18 protein-coding genes are annotated in these 22271 nt (G+C 73.2%); 4 read left to right on the plus strand and 14 right to left on the minus strand.

The features are described 5' to 3' along the window. Positions 1-54: 54 nt before the first annotated feature. From AC07DA_RS18930 to AC07DA_RS18985, 12 genes are all read right to left on the minus strand, one after another. Positions 55-1401: an aminotransferase family protein gene (locus AC07DA_RS18930; RefSeq protein WP_479129294.1), complete on the minus strand. Its 1347-nt coding sequence runs from the start codon at positions 1399-1401 to the stop codon at positions 55-57. A 93-nt stretch (positions 1402-1494) separates the two neighbouring features. Continuing rightward, the gene (locus AC07DA_RS18935; protein ID WP_479129295.1) at positions 1495-2478 is read right to left on the minus strand and encodes an amidohydrolase family protein; all 984 of its coding nucleotides are present in this window, start codon (positions 2476-2478) and stop codon (positions 1495-1497) included. Next, on the minus strand, positions 2462-4141 hold the full coding sequence (locus AC07DA_RS18940) for an AMP-binding protein (RefSeq protein ID WP_479129296.1): 1680 nt from the start codon (positions 4139-4141) through the stop codon (positions 2462-2464). Before AC07DA_RS18940 ends, AC07DA_RS18935 begins: the two co-directional genes overlap by 17 nt. Further along, the gene (locus AC07DA_RS18945; RefSeq protein WP_479129297.1) at positions 4138-4965 is read right to left on the minus strand and encodes an SDR family oxidoreductase; all 828 of its coding nucleotides are present in this window, start codon (positions 4963-4965) and stop codon (positions 4138-4140) included. The genes AC07DA_RS18940 and AC07DA_RS18945 overlap by 4 nt, the downstream gene beginning before the upstream one ends. 118 nt (positions 4966-5083) lie before the next feature. Continuing rightward, the gene (locus AC07DA_RS18950) at positions 5084-6592 is read right to left on the minus strand and encodes an SDR family NAD(P)-dependent oxidoreductase (RefSeq protein WP_479129298.1); all 1509 of its coding nucleotides are present in this window, start codon (positions 6590-6592) and stop codon (positions 5084-5086) included. Further along, positions 6585-7880 carry a beta-ketoacyl-[acyl-carrier-protein] synthase family protein gene (locus AC07DA_RS18955; RefSeq protein ID WP_479129299.1) on the minus strand — a complete coding sequence of 432 codons (1296 nt, stop codon included), beginning with the start codon at positions 7878-7880 and terminating at the stop codon, positions 6585-6587. Before AC07DA_RS18955 ends, AC07DA_RS18950 begins: the two co-directional genes overlap by 8 nt. Before the next feature lie 15 nt (positions 7881-7895). Continuing rightward, a complete protein-coding gene (locus AC07DA_RS18960; protein ID WP_479129300.1) occupies positions 7896-8870 on the minus strand; it encodes a 3-oxoacyl-ACP synthase III family protein in 975 nt (324 codons plus the stop codon). Positions 8871-8988: 118 nt separating this feature from the next. Beyond that, complete coding sequence (locus AC07DA_RS18965) at positions 8989-9780, minus strand: SDR family NAD(P)-dependent oxidoreductase (RefSeq protein WP_479129301.1); 792 nt, start codon at positions 9778-9780, stop codon at positions 8989-8991. Between the two features lie 45 nt (positions 9781-9825). Beyond that, positions 9826-10860 carry a 3-oxoacyl-ACP synthase III family protein gene (locus AC07DA_RS18970; protein WP_479129302.1) on the minus strand — a complete coding sequence of 345 codons (1035 nt, stop codon included), beginning with the start codon at positions 10858-10860 and terminating at the stop codon, positions 9826-9828. A 78-nt stretch (positions 10861-10938) separates the two neighbouring features. Continuing rightward, on the minus strand, positions 10939-11904 hold the full coding sequence (locus tag AC07DA_RS18975) for a ketoacyl-ACP synthase III (protein ID WP_479129303.1): 966 nt from the start codon (positions 11902-11904) through the stop codon (positions 10939-10941). A 5-nt stretch (positions 11905-11909) separates the two neighbouring features. After that, positions 11910-13763, minus strand: coding sequence for a CoA-transferase (locus AC07DA_RS18980; protein ID WP_479129304.1), 1854 nt, complete (start codon positions 13761-13763; stop codon positions 11910-11912). 44 nt (positions 13764-13807) lie between these two features. Then, positions 13808-15148, minus strand: coding sequence for a beta-ketoacyl-[acyl-carrier-protein] synthase family protein (locus tag AC07DA_RS18985; protein ID WP_479129305.1), 1341 nt, complete (start codon positions 15146-15148; stop codon positions 13808-13810). 198 nt (positions 15149-15346) lie between these two features. On the opposite strand from AC07DA_RS18985, the gene AC07DA_RS18990 reads away from it, so the two are divergent. From AC07DA_RS18990 to AC07DA_RS19000, 3 genes are all read left to right on the plus strand, one after another. Beyond that, positions 15347-16666 (plus strand): beta-ketoacyl synthase N-terminal-like domain-containing protein, encoded by a 1320-nt coding sequence (locus tag AC07DA_RS18990; RefSeq protein WP_479129306.1) that lies wholly within the window; start codon positions 15347-15349, stop codon positions 16664-16666. Positions 16667-16677: 11 nt separating this feature from the next. Continuing rightward, complete coding sequence (locus tag AC07DA_RS18995; RefSeq protein WP_479129307.1) at positions 16678-17733, plus strand: beta-ketoacyl-ACP synthase III; 1056 nt, start codon at positions 16678-16680, stop codon at positions 17731-17733. 70 nt (positions 17734-17803) lie between these two features. Beyond that, positions 17804-18034, plus strand: a complete 231-nt coding sequence (locus AC07DA_RS19000; protein WP_479129308.1) for an acyl carrier protein — start codon at positions 17804-17806, stop codon at positions 18032-18034. Between the two features lie 487 nt (positions 18035-18521). Here the strand turns inward: AC07DA_RS19000 and AC07DA_RS19005 are convergent, their stop codons facing one another. Next, positions 18522-20132: an MFS transporter gene (locus AC07DA_RS19005; protein WP_479129309.1), complete on the minus strand. Its 1611-nt coding sequence runs from the start codon at positions 20130-20132 to the stop codon at positions 18522-18524. Between the two features lie 89 nt (positions 20133-20221). On the opposite strand from AC07DA_RS19005, the gene AC07DA_RS19010 reads away from it, so the two are divergent. Continuing rightward, positions 20222-20974 (plus strand): TetR/AcrR family transcriptional regulator, encoded by a 753-nt coding sequence (locus AC07DA_RS19010; protein WP_479129310.1) that lies wholly within the window; start codon positions 20222-20224, stop codon positions 20972-20974. A 432-nt stretch (positions 20975-21406) separates the two neighbouring features. Here the strand turns inward: AC07DA_RS19010 and AC07DA_RS19015 are convergent, their stop codons facing one another. Further along, positions 21407-22108 carry a FadR/GntR family transcriptional regulator gene (locus AC07DA_RS19015; protein WP_479129311.1) on the minus strand — a complete coding sequence of 234 codons (702 nt, stop codon included), beginning with the start codon at positions 22106-22108 and terminating at the stop codon, positions 21407-21409. Positions 22109-22271: the final 163 nt, after the last annotated feature.

Here is a 22271-nt window from a genome sequence, read left to right on the forward strand (position 1 = left end):
ACTCGCCTTCCGTGGTGAAAAGCCGGCTGGAATCGTCGGGCAGGGGGCAGTGGCTCATCCCATGGCCCGGGCGAAACCGGACTCGGGCATCCGGCCCGCCTTCACGTCGCCGATCGCGCCGTCCAGCGCTCCGGCGATCTCGGCCACGTCGTCCTGGGTGATGACGAGGGGCGGCATCAGCATCAGGTTGGGCACGACGCGCAGGCTGGAGCTGAGCACGCCGCGGCTCTCCAGCGCCATGCGCAGCTTGTTCACCTGTCCCGGCGTCCACGCCGGACCGTCGGGCTCGCCGAACTCCAGGCCGCAGAACAGGCCCAGACACCGCACCGCGGTGAGTTCCGGGTGCTGCGCCTGCACCTTGCCCAGGGCGGCGACGAGGTCGGACTCGCGCTGCCGGACGTTCTCCAGCACGCCGTCCTCGCTGAGGACGCCGATGACCGCGATCGCCGCGGCGGCGGCCACGGCGTGACCGTCGTTGGTCGAGCCGACGCTCAGCGCGGTCTCGCCCGTGGTGCGGTCGTGGAGCTGCTCGTAGAGGCGGTCGTGGATGGCCACGGCGGACATGGGCACGTAGCCGGAGGTGATGCCCTTGCCCAGGGTGATGATGTCGGGCGTGACGTCGGGGAGCTGACCGGCGCGGGTGAAGTCGCCGACCCGGCCCATGCCGGTGACGACCTCGTCGAAGATCAGGTGGATGTCGTGCCGGCGGCAGAACCGGGCCAGGGAGCCGAGGTACTCGGGTGACAGGATGTGCCCGCCCTCGCCGACCACCGGCTCCACGATGACCGCGGTCACGCGCTCGGGGCCGAAGTCGGTGATGTGCCGCTCCAGGTCGCTGACGCCGTCGGTGGCGCCGGGCGCGAACGGGCCCGGGGCGTGATGCACCTCGGGCAGCATGGGCCCGGTCTGGTGGTGCAGATAGGGCACGCCGGTCACCATGCCGGCGCCCGGCCCCTGCCCGTGGAACCCGTCCCACATGGCGAACACCGCCATGCGCTCGGGCTGTCCGGCCCGCAGCCGCAGGAAGCGGGACAACTGCAGCGCCATCTCCACGGCCTGGGCGCCGTTGCTGGCGAAACGGACGTGGTTGATGCCGTCCGGCAGGTGCCGCACCAGGGTCCGCGCGCACTCCACGGTCACCTGGGCCGGACGGCCGTAGCCGTAGCTGTTGGCGAACGGCAGCCGGTCCACCTGCTGCTTGATGGCCTCCTTGACGCGCTCGTTGCCGTATCCGAGGGTGACGTTCCACAGGCCGGAGCGGCCGTCGAGGTACCAGCGTCCGCCCGCGTCGCGCACGCGGACGCCGTCGGCCTCGGCGAGCAGGTCGTCATGGGACAGCGCTTTGAGGTAGGGGCGGGGAACGCCGCTGTTCCACAGTGCGTAGTCGGCGGGGTCGATCACGTTGGATCCCTTTCTGTTCTTCCGGGTCCGCGCTCGCCGCGGCGGTGTCGGGTGGTGAGGGAACGGGGGGTGTGGGGTGCGGGGCTACGCGCTTCAGGCCGGTCCCAGGCCGAGCAGCCGGGCCGCGTTGCCGTACAGCCAGCTGTCCGTGACCTCCGCGCCGAGGCCCAGGGCGGCGACCTGGCCGGCCAGCACGGCCACCGGGTCGGCGTTGACCCAGGTGGCCGAGCCGAACAGGACCCGGTCGCGCAGCGTGGTGGCGCCGTACAGCAGCAGGGGCTCCCAGCCCGAGCCGGGCCGCGCCATCCACGGCGGCCGGTGCGAGGAGATGTCGAGGTAGACGCGGCGGTGCCGCTGGGCGATGGAGACCATCTCCAGCACCCACGGCCAGGCCGCGTGGCCGGCCACGATCGGCAGCCCGGGGTGGCGGCGGGCGATGTGGTCCACGTTGCGCGGGTGGCACAGGTCGTGGGCGTGCGTGGCGAAGTGGTGCCCGGTGTGCAGCCACAGCGGCATGCCGAGCTCGCTCGCCCGCCGGTAGACGGGGTCGCAGGCGGGATCGCGCGGATCGGTGCCCTGCCAGAACGGCGTCACCGCGAAGCCGCGCATGCCCAGGGCGTGGCAGCGCTCCAGCTCGGCCACCGCCCGGCCGGGATCGGTCAGGTCGATACCGGCCCACGCCTGGAGCCGGTCGGGGGCCTTGGCGGCGACGGCCGCGACGCGGTCGTTGACGTCGTCACCGTCGGCGGTGGTGCCGCCGCAGCTCATCAGGACCTGGTGGACGACTCCGTTGTCGTCCATGGTCCGCACGAGGTCGCCGGGGTCGGTGCGGTCCGGCTGCCCGGCGACGAGCAGGTCGATCGCGCCGTCGTGGTCCCCGGCGTCGAGCCGGGCGCGGAAGGCCGCGTACTCGGCGCCGAAGACGGTCGCCGCATGCCGTCCGAAGGCCCGCAGGTACGTCGGCGCGACGGCGGTGAGGTCCTGGAAGTACGTGCGCCAGCAGGCCCGGTCCAGCGCCAGCGCGCACACGTCCACGACCCGGTGCCGGGCCGGGGGCGGGTCAGCCGACGCGTTCACGGGTGACCTCGATCCCGGCGGCCGCCCGGTCCCAGGTGTCCGGGGTGATCCCCTGGGCGCGCAGCACCTCCTTGCGCACCTTCCCCGTCTCGGTCAGGGGCAGTTCGGGCACGACACGGACGTAGCGCGGCACCATGAAGTGGGCCGTCCGCGGCCGCAGGTACGCGATCAGCTGCTCTGGGTCGAAGGGCACGCCGGGGCGCAGCACGAGCACGGCCAGGATCTCGTCCTCGGCGTGCTCGCTCGGCACGGCCACCGCCGCGGCCATCGCCACCGCCGGGTGGCCGGTCAGCTCGGCCTCCACTTCCGCCGAGGACACGTTCTCGCCACGGCGCCGGATGGCGTCCTTGATGCGGTCCACGAAGAAGAAGTCGCCGTCCGGGTCGCGCACCACCGCGTCGCCCGTGTGGAACCAGCCCTGGCGCCAGGCCGCCGCGGTGGCCTCCGGCATGCCGTGGTAGCCGTGGAACAGCGACCAGGGCCGGTCCGCGCGCAGGACCAGCTCACCGACCCGGCCGTCCGGAACGTCGATGCCGTGCTCGTCGACGACCCGGCACTGCACTCCGCGGCGCGGACGCCCGCAGCTGCCGGTGCGCCGCGGATTGAGGGACGACACGAGGGGCGCCGACGTCTCCGACATGTTGAAGCCCGTGTACACGTCCACGGCGAAGCGGTGGCCGAAGTCCAGTGCCTGCCGGTTGAGGGGGATCACGCACGCGGCGCGCAGTGGGTGGTCCCGGTCGTCCGGTGCCGGCGGGACCTCCAGCAGGAAGTCGGTCATCGAGCCGAGCAGCGTGCACATGGTCACCCGGTGCCGGCGGACCAGGTCCCAGAACTCGCTCGTGCGGAACCCGTCGGTGACCAGCATCGAACCGCCGTACAGGAGCATGCAGTACGCGACCTCGGTGCCGCCGCCGTGGCACAGCGGCAGGTTCAGCAGGTACCGGTCGTGCTCGGTGATCTCGTCGTCGAGCAGCGCCGTCACCGTGGAGTAGTGGTGGACGTAGGAGACCAGGACGCCTTTGGACGGGCCGGTGGTGCCCGATGTGTAGATCACCGCCATGGTGTCCCACGGCGCGACCGGATCGGGCGGCGGCGCGAACTCCTCCGGCCGCACCCACAGCGCCTGCGGCCCCAGGATGCGCGGGGAGCCGGGCAGCGTCTCGGGCACCAGGTGGTCCCCCGGGTCGCCGAGGACGACGACGTCCTCCAGCCGGCCGCCCCCGGTGCGCTCCAGGCGTTCGACGAGTTGTGCGTGCGCGACGAGCACACGCGCGCCGGAGTTGTCCAGCACGTGGTCGAGCAGCGCGCCGCGATAGGCGGTGTTCACGGGCACGTGGACGGCGCCCAGCAGGTTGGCGCCGAACCAGACGCGCAGCGCGTGGCGCCCGTTGGGCAGCCAGCACAGCACCGTGTCGCCGCGCCGCACACCGAGCCGGTGCAGGGCGGCGGCGGTGGCGCGCGCGTCGTCGTAGGCCTGCGCGTAGGTCCACGGGGTGCCGTCCGCGAGGACGGCGTACACGCGGTCGGGGTGGGCGGCGGCGCGGGCGGCCAGCAGCTCGCCCGTGACACAGTGCTCGGCCTTCGGCACGCGGGGATCGCCCGGTTCGAGGATCTCCACGAGCGGGTCCGGGGCGGCGCCGGCGGTGGGAGCGCCCGTCATTCCGGGAGCCCCGGCACGTCGGTCATGTGCCCGCCGACGGTGTCGTAGTGCCGCAGCGTCCGCAGGTACTGCTCCCAGTTGACCAGGGTCTGGGCGTTGCGGCTCACCGGGCGCACCGGGATCAGCGGGCCGATGCCGACCGCCGGGGGGCGGGTGACGGCCCACAGCACGACGTCCGCGATGTCCGAGGGGTCCAGCAGGTCCTCGACGCCGACGCCGAGGGTCTCGGGGTCCTGCGCCAGGTCGGTGCGGACCCAGCCGGGCAGTACGGCCACGGCCCGGACCCCGACGTGCCGGTTCTCGATGTCCACCTGGGCGGTCAGCGCGTTCAGGGCCCGCTTGGTGATGGAGTACGGGGCCGACCAGTCCGCCTGGAGCAGACTGCCCTCGGAGCTGATGTTGACGATCCAGCCGTGCCCGCGCTCCCGCATGCCCGGCAGGACGGCGCGGATGAGCAGGAACGGCACGTCCAGGTTGAGGTGGAAGGCCTGCCGCCAGTGCCTGGGGTGCGTGTCGTGGATGGGTCCGGTGCGTGCCAGGGCGGCGTTGTTCACCAGGATGTCGACGGGGCCGAGGGCCTGTTCCGCCGCGCTCACCGCGTCCTGGGGCGCGTCCTTGGCGGCCAGGTCGGCCGGCAGCGCCAGGACGGGCACCTCGTAGGCGGCCACGTCCCGCTCGACGGCGGCCAGTTGCTCCTTGCGGCGCGCCACGAGGGCGATCGAGGCGCCCGCGCTCGCCAGCGCCCGGGCGATGCCCGCCCCGATGCCCGAGGAGGCACCGGCGATGAACGCCACCTTTCCCTTCAAGGGCCGTTCCGCGGTCACCTGGGGCTCCCTTCCGAAGATGCGGCCGCCGTGCGGCCGGCCGTCACGAGCGCGCCGCGCGGGCCGCACGTGCGGGCCGCGCCGCGCAGCCGGGATGGGGGGCGGGGTCGCGAAGTCGTCACGGCCGGGCTCCTTCCGTGGTGGGGTTCAGGGGTGGCAGGCCGGCCAGGCAGTGCCCGCCGCCGTCGATGCGCAGCGCCGCGCCGGTCAGTCCGGCCGCGGCGGGGCTGATGAGGTAGCACAGCAGCGCCGCGACCTCGTCCGGTTCGCTCATCCGGCCGGTGGGCACCAGCCGGTTGGTGGCCCGCAGGAAGGCGGGGTTGGTCACGTCCGTCATGGGCGTGCGCACGAAGCCGGGCAGTACGGTGTTGGCCCGAACGCCGTAGCGGGCTGCCGAGGTGGCGAAGTGGTGGGTGTACAGCGTCGTGGCCGCCTTGCTCAGGCCGTAGCTCGCCAGGTTGGCCACGGGCGCGCTGACGGCGGCGAGGGAGGACACGGCGGCGACGGCGCCGCCGCGCCCGGCCGCCGCCCACCGGTCGAGCAGGGCGTCGCACGCGCTCGCGTAGGACAGGGTGTTGAGGTTGAGCAGGCGCTCGCGGTGGGGCGTGTTGTCGCCGGGGCCGTCGAAGGTGACGGCGCCCGCGGCGTGGGCGAGCGCGTCGAGGCCGCCGGTGTGCTCCCAGGCGTGGCGTACCAGCTCGGCGGCGTGCGCCGGCGTGGACAGGTCGGCGGTCAGCACCCAGGCGCGGCTGCCCCGTTCGCGCAGTTCGGCCGCCAGCTTCTCCAGTTCGGGGCGGCGCCGGGCGGCGAGCACCACGTCGGCGCCGCGCGCCGCGCACTCGCGGGCGATGCTCGCGCCGATGCCGCTGCTCGCGCCGGTGACCAGGACGACCGTGCCGTTCATGCGGAAGGGGTCGGGCACGCCGAGGCCGGTGCCGCGGTCCGGGCGGGGGGCGCGCGCCGAGGGCATGGGCACGACGGCGGCGTCGAGACCGCCGTCCAGCGGCAGGGTCTCCCCCACCACGTTGCCCAGGCCCCGTGAGGCCAGCACCCGCAGGGCCGCGGCCAGTTCGGCGGGCTCCACCGGGCGGCGGGTGACCAGGTGCCGCAGCAGCTCGCTCTCGGCCTGCTCGGTCAGTACGTGTCCCAGGAAGGGGGCGTAGCCGACGCGGACGGTGTTGGCGGCCACGCCGCGTGGCGCGCAGCGCTTGGCGAGGTGCTGCCACCAGGCATGGTCGGCGGCGCGGGCCGCGGCGGCCTCCGGCCCGGCGTCGTCGTGCACGTGCGGGCCGCCGTCGGTGACCAGCACGGCCCGGCCGCGGCCGCGGCGGGCCATCGCCAGCAGCACACGGGCCACGTGGCCGCGGCGCAGCGGCGCCGCGGGGCGGCCGCCGAACGCCTCGTTGCCGACGGCCACGACGCAGTACACGTCGGGCGGGCCGCCGCCGGGCGCGCCGTCGGCCTCCTCGACGTGGAAGCCGTAGCGTTCCCACGCGGCCCGCACCGCGCGGGTGTGGGTGGCGTCCGGCTGCGACTCCAGCAGGACGCGGGTGCCGACGGGCTCCAGTGACCGGCTCGGCAGCACGTCGGTCCCGGTGCCGCCCGTCGGGGCGGTGGGCTCAGTCATCGGCACCTCCCAGCACGATGGCGCTGGCCACCGAACCGATCGTGTAGTTGAGGCTGAGGGCCAGGTCGATGCGGGCGGGCCGGCCGCGGGTGCCGGGCACCGGGTCGAAGGTGCACACGTCGGCCGGCTTCTCGCAGTTGGCGGTCGGCGCGATGTGGCCGTGGCGCATCATCAGCAGCGTCGCCGCCACCCCGACCGCGCCGAGCGGTGCCCCGCTGTGGCCGAAGACGGCCTCCTGCACGGTGACGGGCAGCGTGGCCGTCCGGTCACCGAAGATCGCGGGCATGAGGGTGCTCTCCATGACGTTGAACGCGCGGTCACCGGTCGCGGCGCCGTTGACGTAGTCGATCTCCTGCGGGGTGGCGATCCCGCTCAGGGCCGAGCGGGCGGCGCGTACCGCTCCGGTGCCCCGCAGGTCGAGGGCGAGGTTGGGCTGGGCGTTGCGGGTGGTGGTCTGGGCGAGGATCCGGCCGTAGGCCCGTGCCTGGCGGCGTTGCGCGTGGGCGCGGCTCTCCAGGACCAGGGTGGCGGCGCCGTTGCCGTAGTTGAGGCCGGCGGCGCGCTCGTCGTAGGGGCGCATGGGCTGGTCGACGAGGGTGGCGGTCTGCGGTTCGGTGCCGCTCACCGACCGCTCCTCCAGCTGCGCGTACTGGCGCAGTCTGCTCTCGCGCCAGTAGTCGGCGCCGGTGACCACCGCGATGTCCACCTCGCCGGCCGCGATCATGCGGGCGGCGTTGCCGAGGAGCACCGCCGAGGAGGCGCAGCCGCAGGACAGGGTGTAGCTCGGGCCGGTGGCACCCACCAGGCCGGCCTGCGTGGTCTCCACGTCCGACATGACCGCGTTCAGCACGTTGCGGAACAGCAGGGAGCGGGCCTCGCGGGGGGTGATGTGGCGGGCGTCGGCCAGCAGCACCGGCAGGTAGGTGTCGACGATGGCGTCGGCCGTGGCGTTGCGGGCCGCGAGGACCGCGGCCTCGCGCAGCGCCCCGGCCCGCCAGTCCAGGCCCGCGTCCGCGCACGCCTCCACCAGCGCCAGCAGCCCGTAGAGGTGGATGTCGGAGTACTTCTCCACGAACCGGGCCGGGATCTCCGGCAGCCGCTCGGCCACGGTGGCGGGGTCGAGGGGAACGCTGCCGAAGTACGTGCCGTCGTCCTGCCGGAGGAACGAGTCGCCCTGTGCGACGGCCGCCCAGAACGCGTCGGGGGTCGCCGTCGGCCCGGTGCGGCCCGGCAGGCAGAAGCCCATGCCGGTCACCAGCACGTCCCGGGCGCCCTTGGTCGAGGTCACCGCTCAGCCCTTCGCTCAGATCCGGTACAGCAGGCCGCCCCAGCACCAGACCCCGCCGCCGATCGACGGGGAGAGCACCAGGTCGCCGCGCTTGACCACGCCGCGTTCCAGCAGCTCCGACACGGTGGTCGGGATGGAGGCGCTGGAGACGTTGCCGCGGAAGGAGAGGTTCGTCAGCACACGGGCGGGGTCCGCGCCCAGGTGGTGCTGGATGCCCTTGGCCAGCGGCTCGGTGCCCGAGTGCGGGATGAGCCAGTCGATGTCGGCCATGGTCAGCTTGTTGCGTGCCAGGAGGTCCTCCACCGCCTCTCGGACGTGGGAGAGTGCCACCTCGTTGAGGTCCGGGTGGCTGCGCACCCAGCCGTGCTCGCCCCCGGCCGCCGACATGTGGGCCAGGAAGCCGTCGGTGTGGAAGACCGAGTCGATCAGTCCGCTCGGGCCGCCGGGCGTGGCCTCCAGGACGCAGGCGCCCGCCCCGTCGGAGACGAGCATCGCGCCCTTGGACCCCGGCCGCACCCGGCGGGTGACCCGCTCGGTGGTGGCGACCAGCGCCTTGCGGTAGCCGGTGGGCGAGGTGAGGAACGCCGCCGCCGTGTGCACCGCCTGGATGAACCCGGCGCAGGAACCGGCGATCTCGAAGGCCATCGGGCCCTTCATGCCGAGCTCGGCCGCGGTCAGCGCGCCCACCTCGTGCACGTAGTTGCGGTCCGTCCAGTGGCTGACGACGACCAGGTCGATGTCGCCGGCGTCGGCACCCGCCCGCTGAAGTGCCTGCCGGGAGGCCTGCGCGGCCATGAACACCGGTGTCTCGTCGTCACCGGCCCGGTAGCGGGTGCGGACGCCGACACCGCCGATGACCCGGTCCTCCACGACGCTCGTCGTCGCCCTGTCGATGCTTTCGTTGGGTATTTCCTCGGAGCCGAAGTAATGGCCGAACCCGGTGAATCGAATTCCGGCGTCCGACCAGATTCCGTGATGTTCTGCATTCACCCGTGAAAAGCTAGTGGCGTCGGCAGGGTGCCGCATCGGGCCTCCAGTACTCGATCAGGGGCGGTGCGGGTACGTGAAGTACCGGCATAAGAAAGGGATTTGGTCCGGGATCGGAATATCACGGCACCCAGCCGGGCGGTCCCCCGCCGTCGATACGGATGACCGAGCCCGTGAGGTAGGGATTGTCCGCGGCAAAACACACCGCGTCGGCTATCTCGTCCTCGGCGGCCCAGCGGCCCAGCGGCACGAAGCGTTTGAGGCCCTCCATGTACCGCGCGTGCCGCGGGAAGGCCGTGCTCTTCTCGCGCAGCGCCTCCCCGTCCATCACGCCGGGCGCGACGGCCACCACGCGGATGCCGTACGGGCCGAGTTCGTAGGACCAGGTGCGGGTCAGCGCCTCCACGCCGGCCTTCGCCGCGGTGTACGCCGACTGCCCGTAGGCGCCGCGGGCCAGACCCGAGGACACGTTGACGATGACGCCCGGCACCTCGTGCCGGACCATGCTCGCGGCGGCCTCACGGCCGACCAGGAACACGCCGGTCAGGCACAGGCGCAGCGTGCGTTCGAAGTCGTCGAGCGGGTGGGTGAGCAACTCGCCGCCGCCGTCGCGCGGCGGGCGCAGCAGCAGTCGGGAGAGGTTGCGGCCGGCGTTGTTCACGCACAGGTGCAGCGGCTGGTTCCGCGTCAGCTCGGCCACGGCCTGCCGCACGGACTCCTCCGAGGTCACATCGGCCCGCACCGCGTGCAGGTCCAGCCCTTCGGACCGGGCCATCGCCCGCACCTTCTCCAGTCGGCCCTGATCGAGGCCGAACACCGTCGTGGTCCAGCCCTCGGCCGCGAGCCGTCGGGCCACGGCCAGACCCAGGCCCCTGGTACCGCCGGTCACCAGCGCGTTCCTGGCTTCGGACAAGGTCGCTCCCCTCTCGCTGTGCGTCGTCGCCCGCGGCCCGGTGGCTCACCGGTACCGGAAGACCATGGCGCCCCAGCTGAGGCCGCGCCCGATGCTCACGCCGAGGAGCAGCTGCCCGGGTTTCACCGTGCCGTCCTGCACGAATTCGGAGAGCGCTCCGGGCATTCCGACGCTGGAGGTGTTGCCGCGCCGGGGAAGGTTCAGCAGCATGCGCTCCCGGGGGATGCCGATGCGGTCCGCCATCGGGTACAGCAGATTGGTGTTCGCCTGGTGCGGAACGCACCAGGAAATCTGCTCCGGTGAAAGGCCGTTGCGTTTCAGTACGGACTGCCCGGCGTCCACGAGCATGTCCGGGGTCACCTCGGAGAGCACCCCGCCGCGCATCACCATCTTGTCGTTCTCGTCGATGTCGAACACGTCGTAGTAGCGGCCGTCGGAGTGCAGCACGATGTCGATCAGCCCGCTGCGGCTGGGCAGTCCGTCGGTGCCGGCGCCCACGGACTCGCCGCGCCGCCACACGGCCGCCGCGGCACCCGCGCCGAACAACGCCGAGTTCTTGTACCGGAAGTCGAGGATGTCCCGCGGGCTCTCGGCGCACACGACCAGGGCGGTGCGCGCGCCCGTGGTCGCCAGCAGGCCCCGGGCCACGACGCTCGCGTACAGGAAGCCGGCGCAGGCGACCGCCGTGACGTCGAAGCAGTAGGCGCCGTGCGCGCCGAGCTGCCGCTGCACGGGCAGGGAGATGTCCATGTAGTTGTTGCCGAGCGAGGAGGGGTTGGCCCGCGGGCGTGCGGTGGCGCTGGTCCCGACGATCAGGTCCACGTCGGAGACGTCGAGACCCGCGTCGTCCAGGGCGGCACGGGCGGCCTTGACGCCCATCTCGGCGAACCGTTCGTCCGGTCCGGCCCAGTGGCGGGAGACGACGCCGGTGTGCTCACGGATCCACGCGTCGTCGACGCCCAGTCCGGGCAGGCGCTCGAAGTGGTCGTTGGTGACGGGCTCGCCGGGGAAGTAGTGGCCGACACCGTCGAGCACGACCGGCGGCGGAGCGCCGTCGAACGGTGACTGGGGGGTGGACATGACGGGTGGTCCTTTCCTCGTGGAGGGTGAGCGGGTCGTCCGGTGCCCGGAGCCCGGCAGGAGGCGTCGGCCCGACGGTCAGAGCTGGTAGAGCAGCGCTCCGGAGAACCAGCCGGCGCCGGCCGCGGGCGACAGGATCACGTCTCCCTTGCCGAGGCGGCCGGACTCGACGTACTCGGACAGGGCTGTCGGGATGGTGGCGCTGGTGGTCTGACCGCGGGTGCGCAGGTTCGTCAGGACGCGTGCGGGGTCGGCGCCGATGCGGGTCAGGAGGTGTTCGCTGATCCGGACCGAGCCGGGGTGGGGCACGACCCAGTCGATGTCGGCGAGGGTCATGCCGCTGCGGCGCAGCACCAGGTCGGTGGCCTCGCCGGCGGTCTCGGCGGCCACGTCGGCGATGGTGGGCAGGCTCACGGTCCAGCCGTCGGTGCCGCGCGCCTTGGACACTCCCGCGTGCTCGCCGTAGCTGAGGACCACCGAGTCCCGCAGCCGGGAGTCGTCCGGCGGGCCCACCTCCAGCACCGCGGCACCGGCCCCGTCCCCGCCGACGTAACTGCCGCGACGCCCCGGCTTGAGCCGCCGGGAGAACTGGTCGGAGCAGATCACCAGGGCACGCCGCCACTGGTGGCTGGTCAGCAGCGCGGCAGCCGTCTGCACGCCGTGCACGAAGCCGACGCAGGCGGCGCACACGTCGAAGGCCAGCGCGCGCCGGGCGCCGAGCCGCAGGGCGATCCGCGGCCCGTCCTCGGGCGCGTACCTGCGTTGCGACCAGGACGAGAAGACCACCAGGTCGAGGTCGTCCCCGTCGAGTCCGGCGTTGTCCAGTGCCCGGCGTCCGGCCTCCACGGCCATGTACGGCACGGTCTCGGAGTCGTCGGACAGGTGGCGTCCCGCCACGCCGAGGTCGGGACCGAGGATCGCCGCCTCCATCTCGGGTGCCTCCGGCAGGTCGGCCGGGGTCGGCTCCCAGTGCCTGGGGAAGTAGTGGCCGAAGCCCCGGAAGGACAGCCCTCGGCCCGCCCAGATTCCACCTGTCACTGCCATGCTCCTCACCTGTAGAAACCCTGCGGGTCGAGACTGCGCAGCCAGGCGACCTCCGCCTCCGTCACCTCCGGCTCGGGCACGCAGCCCGACACGGGGGCGGGCCAGCGGGTCAGCCGCGCCACCGCCTCCTCGGGGGTGGCCGGGCCGTCGTCGCCGGGCGGGAGCCAGGTGGCCAGCCGGAACGGGCTGTCCGCTCCGCCCTCCCGGCGGAACCGCCCGAAGTGGCTGACGACCTCGCGCACCCGGGCGCCCGGGCTGGTGACGTAGGCGACGCGCTCGACGAACTTGCGCGGGGACGCGGTGGACAGCACCAGGCAGTCGGTGCTGGTGGCGATGTCGTTGGCGCCGCCGGAACCGGTCAGCCAGCGGCCGTCGGCCAGCAGGCTCGTGTTGATGTCGCCGCGGGTGTCGACCTCGCCGGCCGCGAGGACGCCCAGGCAGCGCCGGTTGCCCGCCACCATGCCGCCGAGGATCTCGGTGATGCCCGCGAGTTGCTGGGAGCGGGTGGCGTGCAGCTGGCTGAAGAGGAAGACGTCGCCGGGCTCGGGATCCATGCCGTAGAAGCCGAGTTCGGCGCAGACCGGGACGTGCACGTCCTGCTCGCGCAGGCGCGCGGCGGCCAGCCACGCCGCCAGGTGGGACACGCCGATGCCCGCGAGCAGGGTGTCGTACCCGTCCTCGGTGACGTGCTGGACGATGGCCCGCGCGCCGAGGATGACGGTGCGTTCCTGCCGGCTCACGGGCGTGCGGGGCTCCGGCCGGGGGCGGCCGGCGTCCGCGGCCCGCGGTGTCCCGGCGGGCGACGGCCGGGCGGCGCCGCGGGGCGGGGCGACGGGCGTGCGGGGGGTGAGGGGCCGGGCGGCGAGGGTGAGTTCGGCGCGGCGGGTGGATCCGAGCTTGCGGAGGTAGCCGGCGTGACCGCCGGGTTCCTCCACCCACTCGCGGTACCACTCCTTGGCGCCGTCCTCGGTCGCGAGGCGTTCCACGAGCTCGGTGAGGAAGGCGTAGTCGTCGCGGTAGCCGGTGACGTGCTGGGCCGGTTCGCCGATGGTGAGGCCGCGCAGCGACTGGGGGTGCGCGCCCAGCGGGGCCTCGCACAGCGCGACGACGCGCTGCCCCGGGATCACGACCCGCTCCGGGTGGGCGTCGACGAACGCGTCGGGCACGATGCGCTCCACGGACGCGAGGACTCCCCGCCGGGCGGCGTAGGCCGCCCAGGCGCCCTCGCCGGCGGGCGGCACGAGCACGATGTTGCCCCGGCTGTCCGCGCACGCCCCGTGCAGCAGCGTGAAGTCCGGACGCAGCGGTTCCACGAGACCGAAGGTCCGGTCGGTGCCGGCCGGGTCCGCCAGTCGCACGAACTTCGGGACCGCGTCCGCCGCTGCGCCGTCCCCGCCGGGCAGCGGCCCGCGCCCGCCCGCGGCCAGCCCGCGCTCCAGATCGCTGCCGACCAGCGAGGCGGTCACGCCGTACGGCAGCCCCGTCGCCCCGGCCGTCAGCCGCTGTGTGAAGCTCAGCAGCGACCACAGTTCACAGGTGAAGGGCACACCGCGGGCCAGGTCGCGGTAGAGCGGGTTGGGGCGCGGTGTGGGGTAGGTGTCGCCCAGGAAGCAGGTGATCAGGTGGTCGACCGCGCCCGACATGGTCAGGGCGTGCATCGCCGTGTGCGTGGCCGACGTGCTGACGGTGAACGCGCCCCGGCCCGCGAACTGCCGGGCCAGCGCGTAGACCATGGCGTTCGGCCGGGCCATCGTCATGGCCAGGTGCAGGTGCGTGCCGGGGGTGACGTACCGGGCCACCAGGGCGTCGACGTCGGGGACGACGGCGGGGCGCCGTGCGGGTCCGCTGTGCGTGGTCATGGTCTCCTTCGCAGGGTCGGTCCGCCGAGGGGGCGCACCACCGGTCAGGCGGCGCCCAGCACGAGCACCGAGGTCTGGCTGCCGATGGCGAAGGCGAGGGACACCGCGAGGTCCAGCTCACCGGGGCGCGCCCCCTCGCCGACGTGGTCGTGGTCGCACTCGGGATCCGGTTCCGCGTCCGCGTAGTTGGCGGTCGCGCACAGGGTCTGGTGCCGCAGGGCCAGGGCGGTTGCCGCCGCGTTGACCAGGGCCGTGGCGCCGAGCAGGTGCCCGTGCACGGGCTTGACGGACGTCAGAGGCGGCCAGGCGGAGCGGGGGCGGTCCGCGTAGAGCGCGCCCAGCATCCGGCTCTCGGCCACGTCGTTCTTCGGGGTGGCCGTGCCGTGCCCGCAGAACCAGCCGACGTCCGCGGGGCTGCGGCCCGCGTCGTCGAGGGCCTCGGCGACCACCGACGCGGTGACCTTGCCGCTCATGTCCATGCCGAACGGGTGGGTGGCCTCGTTCCGCGCCCGGTGGGACAGCACGCGCGCGTAGCCGTCGACGCCGCGGGCGCGGGCGTGGTCCTCGCGTTCCAGGCACAGGGCGATCGCGCCCTCGCCGAAGACGAAGCCCTCGCGGTCCCGGGTGTAAGGGCGGACGGCCCGGCGCGGGTCGTCCGACTCGGTCGACAGCACGCCGTCGCCCATGGCCGTGAAGGACTCGAAGACCAAGGGCGTGAGCGGGAACTCGTACCCCAGCACGAGCGCGGCGTCGGCGCCGCCCGAGCGGATCAGGTCGGCGGCGAAGCCGAGGGCGTGGTGCCCGCCGACGCAGGCGCTGCTGAGGGTGGTGACGAGTCCGCGCACGTCGCCGTAGATGGCCGCGAGGGTCGCCGGGGCGCCCGGCATGCCGCGCAGCATCGCGCCGCTGTCGCCGAAGTGCCGCTGTCTGGCCGCTGCCCGTGCGACGGCGCTCGCCTCGGCCGCGTCGTGGTGCGTGCCGCCGGTGAGCACGTCGCTCACCCACTCCAGGGGCCCGCGCGAGGAGGAGGCGATGAGGGACAGCCGGCACGGGTCGATCTCGCCCTGTCCGAGCCCCGCGTCACGGCGGGCCTCCTCCACGGCCGACATGGCGGCCAGCGCCTCGCGTGTGTACCGGCCGGCGAATTTCTCGCTCAGGTCCGGCAAAAACTTCCGGTGGTCGAAGTCCCGCAGTTCGCCCGCCGCCCGGACACCGGTCGGTCCCGGAGCGCAGCGTGTCAGCGGGCCCAGACGTGAACGGCCGTCACGTACGTCCTGCCAGAATTCGTTGACGTGGGTTGCACCGGGGAGCATCACACCGATACCGGTGACGAGTACCTGGCCCCCACGGTTCTGCCCTGCGGTGGATTCAGCCAGTGCAGCCATACCGAAAACGTATCCGGCGCTCAACTATTCGACATCGTTCCACCGGTACCGGGGACATTTCCCGGCCGGTACCGGAAGTACCCGCGATGACGCGGTACCGCGAATACCGGTGACCTGGGATTTCGGGTACCGGGGGCCGGTTAACGGCGGCGACGCACGGCCTTTAGTGTGATCAGCCCAAGCAACGCAGGGAGTCGTATGACCGACCAGCAAAAGGACTCCGGGCGCGACACGCTGATTTCCGGAATGGGATTCTCCCTGCCCGGCCCCGAGGGGCTGTGTGCGACGTCCGCGGAGTTCTGGGACATCATTTCCACGGGCGCCTGCCACGTGGAACAGGACGGAATTTACTTCGGGCAGGCGAGAACCGACGCCACGGATGTGAAGGAGCGGTTTCCGGAGCTGCCCCGAAAGGCACTCGCGCTGTACTCCCCCGTCCAGTTGCACGGCCTGGTCTCGTTCGCGGAGGCGTGCACGGACGCCGGTCTCGACTGGCGTTCGGGGGATCTGGCCGAGGCGGGGGTGCTGACCGCGCGCGACGGCGGAGACTGCTGGTCGACGCAGTACAGCGACATCCTGCGCGCCGACCGTGCCACCGTCACCAAGGACGAGATCAACGCCCTGGGCACCCGGCTCGCCCTCACCGGAATCCCCATGGACGTCACCAACGTCCAGGTGTCGGTGATCGGCGGGACCGGGCCCAGCTTCACCATCTCCAACGGCTGTACGTCCTCGGCCGTGGCGCTCGGGATGGCGCACCGTCTGATCGCGGGCGGCGAGGTGGAGGTCGCCGTGGTCACCGGCGCCGACGTGTTCGGCCGGGACTTCCTGCTGCACTACGCGGACCTGCTGGACCGTTACGCGGAACTCAGTGCGGACGAGGACGGCACGGTCGACGCGATGGAGGACGCGGCCCTGGCGATGCGCAGCCTGATGCGCCCCTACGACAAGAACTCACCCGGCTCGAACATGGGCAGCGGCTCGATCACGCTGGTCCTGGAGAGCCGCGCGCACGCCGAGGCGCGCGGCGCCCGGCCCTACGCCCGGCTGATGTCGCAGCGCACCCGGCGCAGTCCCCAGCACAGCGCCTTCGCCATCGACCGGGCGGGCACCGGCATGGTCCAGGCGTCCCGTGACGCCATGGCGGGCCTCGTCGAGCCGGACCAGATCGACTACGTCAACGGTGGCGCGGAGGGCGACCGCGTCTTCCACGAGACGGAGTCGAACATCGTGCACTCGCTGTTCGGGGACCGGGCGGCCCGGCTGCCCGTCACCGTGCAGGAGGCCTGTTTCGGGCACAACGGCGGCCCGCTCGGCAACCTCGGTGTGGCGGCGACCTCCCTGATGATCCAGCGCGACACGGTGTGCCCGACCGCCGGCTGCGTCGACCCGGCGGACGAGTGCGCCTTCGACCCGGTGCCGGGCACCACGGCCCGGCCGCAGCGCGTCGACCACGCGCTGTCCTTCAACTACACCGTCGGCATGATCAGCAGCGCGATCCTGCTGGGCAAGGCGTGAGGGGGAAGGCCATGGACAGCAGCGCGCCGGCGCACGTGGGTGCCGGCTCCCGTGCGGCGGTTCTGACGGGCGTCGCCGGGTGGGTACCGCCCGTCACGGTCACCAACGCCGACCTGCAGGCCCGCCTGGACACCAGCGACGAGTGGATCCGCAGCCGCACCGGCATCGCACAGCGCCACACCGTCCCGCCGGGCACCGCCACGCGGGAACTCGCGGTCGAGGCGGGCCGGCTGGCCCTGAAGTCGGCCGGACGCGACGACGTGGACGCGGTGGTGCTCGCGACGGCCACACCCGACCGGCTCTGCCCGGCCACCGCTCCCGAGGTCGCGACGGCCCTCGGGCTCGGACCGGTCGCCGCGCACGACGTCGCCGCCGTCTGCGCCGGCTTTCTGTACGCCCTGTCGACGGCGGTCGGGGCGATCGCGGCCGGGTTCGCCGACCACGTGCTGGTCATCGGCGCCGAGACCTTCTCCAGCATCGTCGACCCGCACGACCGGACCACGGCGGTCATCTTCGGCGACGCCGCCGGTGCCGTGGTGCTGCGGGCCGGGGAGCGGGACGAGCCGGGCGCCGTGGGGCCGGTGCGCCTCGGCAGCGACGGCGCCCTCAGCGACCTGATCGAGATCCCGGCGGGCGGCGCGCGGCAGCGCTCGGCCGGCTCGGTGCCCGGCCCGGACGAGTACTACCTGCGCATGCAGGGGCGCAAGGTCTACCGGCACGCGAAGGAGCGCATGGCCCAGGCGTCCCTCGACGTCCTGGAACGCTCCGGCTGGCAGGTCGGCGACGTCGACCGGCTGGCCACCCACCAGGCCAACGCACGCATCAATGAGGCCGTCGCCGACGAACTCGGCGTCCCGCGCGAGCGGGTGCTGTCCAACATCGAGCGCGTCGGCAACACCTCGGCCGCGTCCCTGCCCCTGCTGCTCGCCGACGCCGCCTCGGCGGGCGAGCTGCTGCCGCACCACCGGGTGCTGCTCGCCGCGTTCGGCGGCGGACTCGCCTGGGGCGCGGCGACCCTGACGTGGCCGGAGGTCACCCCCTTCGCGGTGCACACCTACGACGTGTGAGGACGCGCCGGCCCCACGCCGGCGCGCTGTCCCGCGCACCCCACCGACACGGCGTTTCCCGGGAGGAACGGTGTACGAGAAGGTCAAGTCCCTGCTGACGAACAGCTTCCGGGTCCCGGAGGACCAGATCGCCCCCGAGGCCAGCCTGGAGGATCTGGGCCTGGACTCCCTGGCGGCGGTGGAGTTCTCCCTCGCCCTGGAGAAGGACTTCGGTATCGACATCACCGACGACGAAGTGGTCGAGCTGGGGCGGCTCGACCGGATCGTGGCACTGGTGGAGCAGCGCGTCCGGGCCGTCTGACGCGGCCGTGCGCTCGCCCGGTGCAAGAGCGGCGCCTGCGGCGGACGCAGGCGAGCAGGGCGACAAGCCGGGACCCGACAGGGGTCCCGGCTTCCTCGTCGCGTGCGCGGCGATCCCGAACGGCACGGCGGCCCGGCGCGACGGGCCCCGTCACCCGGGGCCCGTCCCATGGGCCGTGGCGACCCCGGGCACGGTCACTCGGCCGGTCCGGAGCCGCCCAGCCACACGGCTGGACCAATGCGCGGTCACACGGCTGGACCCGGGCAGAACCACACGGCCGGGAGCGGTCACAGGGCCGGCCCCAGGCCCGGTCACACGGCCGGACCCAGGCCCGGTCACACCGCCGGACCCAAGCCCGGCCACACAGCCAGACCCAGGCACAGCCACACCGCCGGACCCAGGCCCGGTCACACCGTCGGCCCCAGGCCCAATGACACCGCCGCACCCAGGCACAGCCACACCGCCGGGCCCAGGTGCAGCCGCTCGGCTAGGGCTTCGCCAGGTCCACCGCTTCCGGCGAGTCGGAGCCGTCGCCGTCGTCCCGCGTCTGGCGCCCCGCCTCGCGGGGGATGAGCACGGCCACGGCCACGGCGACCAGGACCAGCAGGATGCCCGTGGCCAGCGAGGTGACGCCGAAGGCATCGGCGAACGCGTCGTCGGCCCGGCGCTTGAGTTCCGCGCCCGCCTCCCCCGGCAGGGCACGCGCCGCGGCGACGGCGTTGGGCAGTCCTTCCCGGGCGGCGTCCATCACCCGCTCGTCCACCCCGGGGACGGAGGTGTCCATCTCCCGGCGGAACAGCGCGGCGGCGATGCTGCCCATGATGGCCACGCTCAGTCCGTTGCCCAGCTCGTAGCTGGTCTCCTCGATGCCGGCGGCGCCGCCCGCGCTGTCCGCATCGGCCGTGGACATGATGGCGTCGGACGCGGCCGTCATGGCGCAGCCGGCCCCGGCGCCGATACCGGCCAGCGCGACGGCGAAGACCCAGTAGTCGGTGTCGGGCCGCACGTTCACCAGGACGAAGAAGGCCGCCCCGATGAGTCCCAGGCCGATCATCATGGCGTACCGGGTGCCGTACCTCGGCACGATGGCGGACATCGCGGGTGCCCCGATCATGGTGGCCAGCAGCAGGGGGAGCAGCCGCAGACCCGATTCCATGGGCGAGGCCCCGCCGATGAACTGCCAGTGCTGGGTGAGGAGCAGCATCAGTCCGCCCATGCCGAACATCGCCAGCACCACCGAGACGACCGCCACCGAGAAGGCGCGGTTGCGGAACAGTGCCGGGTCGATCAGCGGGTCGCGCACCTTGAGCACCCGCACCACCAGGCCGCCGAGCATCAGCAGTCCGAGCACGCCGGTGACCACGGTCTGCGCCTCCAGGCCTTCGGCGCCGCCGTGCTGGATGGCGTACACCAGCAGGATCAGACCGGCCACGGACAGCAGGGCGCCGACGGTGTCCCAGCGCGGGGGGTTGGAGTGACGGGACTCCGGCACCAGGGCCAGCGCGGCGATCAGGGCGAACACCATGATCGGCACGTTGATGAGGAAGACCGAGCCCCACCAGAAGTGCTCGATCATGATGCCGCCGACGACCGGCCCGACGGCCGCGCCGGCCGCGGACATGGTGGCCCACACCGCGAGGGCCACCGTGCGCTCCTTGCGGTCGGTGAAGACGTTCCGGATGATCGACAGCGTCGAGGGCATGATGATCGCCGCGCCGACGCCGAGCAGGGCGCGGGCCGCGATCAGCATCTCGGGCTCGGTCGCCCACGCGGCCATGGCCGATGACGCGCCGAAGACGACGAAGCCCAGGCACAGGAAGCGCTTGCGCCCGAGCCGGTCACCGAGTGTGCCCGCGCTGATGAGCAGACCCGCGACGACCAGTGAGTAGACGTCGACGATCCACAGTAACTGCACGGAGGAGGGGTCGAGTTCCGTGCTGAGCGTGGGCAGGGCGACGTTCAGCACGGTCAGGTCCAGGGCCACGACCAGGAGGCTGAGTGACAGGACGGCCAGTACCGCCCACCTGTTCCGGGCACCGGGTGCGGCACCCCCGTCCCCACCGTCGCCCGGGGTGTGCCTGTCGTGCACGGGTTCCATGCGTGTCCTCCTAGACGATCCGTTCGGCAGTTTTGTCGTACGGCATACCAGCTATCGTACGTTGTACGGGCGCGCGCTAACATGGAATGGTGACTGAGACTTCTGGACGAGACGAGAACTCGGGCCGGGACACGGCCAAGGGCCGACCGGGGTCGATCTGGTTGCGCGACATGCGGCAGCGGCCGGCGAAGCAGCCGCTGAACCGCGAGCAGATCGTGCGCGGTGCGGTACGGCTGCTGGACGAAGGAGGCGTACGCAACCTGCGCATGCGCCAGCTCGCCGAGTCCCTCGGCTCGGCACCCATGTCCCTCTACTGGCACGTGCCGACCAAGGACGACCTGCTGGAGCTGGCGGTCGACGCCGTCTTCCCCGACCCGCCGGCCCGGTCCGCGTCAGGGGACTGGCGCGAGGGCATCAAGGCCGGCGCGACCGGTCTGTTCGAGGTGCTGCTCCAGCATTCCTGGATGATCGAGCTGATGGGCAGCCATCCGCCGGTCGGGCCGCGCGCCCTGGCGCACACCAGCGCCGTCATCGCGATCCTGGAGGAGGCCGACTTCACCCCGTCCCAGCTGGACTCCGCGCTGTCGGCGATCTACTACTACACGGTGGGCGCCGCCCTGTCGGAGGCGGCCTGGCAGCGCATGGCCCAGCAGAGCTCCGAGTCCGAGGAGAGGTGGGCCCAGCGTCTCGGCCCGTACCTCGACTCGGCGCTGGAGAACCACCCGTCCTCACTGGCCGACTACGTCAAGCGCAGCGCCGACAGCAGTACGGGACGGCGCTTCCACGACGGACTGGAGTGCATGGTGTCCGGCCTGGAAGGGATGCGGCCGCCGGCGCCCTGACCGCGCGGCGCGCCGCGCGCTCACCCGCGAACGGGGCGCGGGACCGAGCCGGGATGCCGGGGGCGGACCGGTGGCCGCCCGCGGGCGGGCCGCACCGTCCGCAAGGGGGGCGCGGACCCGCGGAGTTCGTGCCCCTGCACCACGGCGACGCGGGCCGCGCTCGCGTCACTCCCTCCGTCCGGGCGCGCAGGCCGCCGGGACGCCCCCGCCCGGGCGGGGTCCGGGCGGACCAGCCGACCGGGGACTTACCGCCGGGTGCGGCCGCCGAGGATCCCGGGCACGGCCCGGCCATGTGCCCGGCGCGCCGGCCGGGCACGGCCCCGGACCGCCGAGGAGGACCGGAGAGCCGGCGCCCCACCGCTCACGGGCTGACCCGGGCGGGCGCCACGGCGCGAGCCGCCTCCGGCAGGGCGAACGGCCCGGCCGGCACGGTCAGTCCGCCCCGCCGGTCTCCTCCACCGGTGGCATGAACGCCCTCAGCCACCGCTCCGTCTGGGCGACGTGCGCCTGGGCCGCACCGGCCGCCGCGACCGGGTCGTGGTCGGCGATGGCGGTGGCCAGGACGCGGTGGTCGTCGTCGCTCTTCCTGCGCAGTTCGGGGCCTTCGGGGAGGGTGAAGACCTGGTACTTGCGGGAGCGGGCGCGGAAGACCGCCAGGAGGGTGGCCAGGGTGGGGTTGCCTCCCACGCGGGCGATCTCCGCGTGGAAGCGGTGGTCCAGTTCCGACGCCTTGGCGGGGTCGCTCGTGGCCTCCATGTCCTCGATGAGGGCGAAGAGCGTCTCCACCGTCTCCGGGGTGCAGCGGGCCGCCGCCTGGGCGGCGACGTGCGCCTCCAGCACGCGCCGGATCTCGTAGACCTCCAACAGGCCGGACAGGGGCAGCAGTTCGAGGGTCAGGGAGAGGCTGCCGATCACGTCCTGGGGTCTCAGCTGGGAGACGTACGTACCCGAGCCGTGCCGCGGTTCGATGACCCCGAGGGCGGCGAGCATCCGCACCGCCTCGCGCAGCGACCCCCGCGAGACGCCGAGTTCCTCGCAGAGCTCCCCCTCGGGCGGGATGCGCTCGCCCGGGCCGAGACGTCCCGTCCCGATCATGTGCCGCAGGCCGTGGAAGGCCTTCTCGACTGCGGACATCCGTCCCCTTCTTCCTCCCCTGACGGGGCGCGAGCGGGCCGCGTCCCCCGGAGCACTGTAGCGAGGCCCGGGGAGTCATCGGATGAGTCGGGTACGCATCCCGGGAAAGTCATCTGATGACTTTCACTGTAAGCCTCTTGTTTCCGCCACAGAAGGTCGGCAG

The sequence above is a fragment of the Streptomyces sp. NPDC044921 genome, from assembly GCF_056432865.1.

Excerpts from the sequence above, each read along its gene's own strand:
- AC07DA_RS18940 (WP_479129296.1), bottom strand. The coding sequence starts at position 4,141 with ATGACGGGCGCTCCCACCGCCGGCGCCGCCCCGGACCCGCTCGTGGAG.
- AC07DA_RS18950 (WP_479129298.1), bottom strand. The coding sequence starts at position 6,592 with ATGACTGAGCCCACCGCCCCGACGGGCGGCACCGGGACCGACGTGCTG.
- AC07DA_RS18970 (WP_479129302.1), bottom strand. The coding sequence starts at position 10,860 with ATGTCCACCCCCCAGTCACCGTTCGACGGCGCTCCGCCGCCGGTCGTG.
- AC07DA_RS18975 (WP_479129303.1), bottom strand. The coding sequence starts at position 11,904 with ATGGCAGTGACAGGTGGAATCTGGGCGGGCCGAGGGCTGTCCTTCCGG.
- AC07DA_RS18980 (WP_479129304.1), bottom strand. The coding sequence starts at position 13,763 with ATGACCACGCACAGCGGACCCGCACGGCGCCCCGCCGTCGTCCCCGAC.
- AC07DA_RS18985 (WP_479129305.1), bottom strand. The coding sequence starts at position 15,148 with ATGGCTGCACTGGCTGAATCCACCGCAGGGCAGAACCGTGGGGGCCAG.
- AC07DA_RS18990 (WP_479129306.1), top strand. The coding sequence starts at position 15,347 with ATGACCGACCAGCAAAAGGACTCCGGGCGCGACACGCTGATTTCCGGA.
- AC07DA_RS18995 (WP_479129307.1), top strand. The coding sequence starts at position 16,678 with ATGGACAGCAGCGCGCCGGCGCACGTGGGTGCCGGCTCCCGTGCGGCG.
- AC07DA_RS19005 (WP_479129309.1), bottom strand. The coding sequence starts at position 20,132 with ATGGAACCCGTGCACGACAGGCACACCCCGGGCGACGGTGGGGACGGG.
- AC07DA_RS19015 (WP_479129311.1), bottom strand. The coding sequence starts at position 22,108 with ATGTCCGCAGTCGAGAAGGCCTTCCACGGCCTGCGGCACATGATCGGG.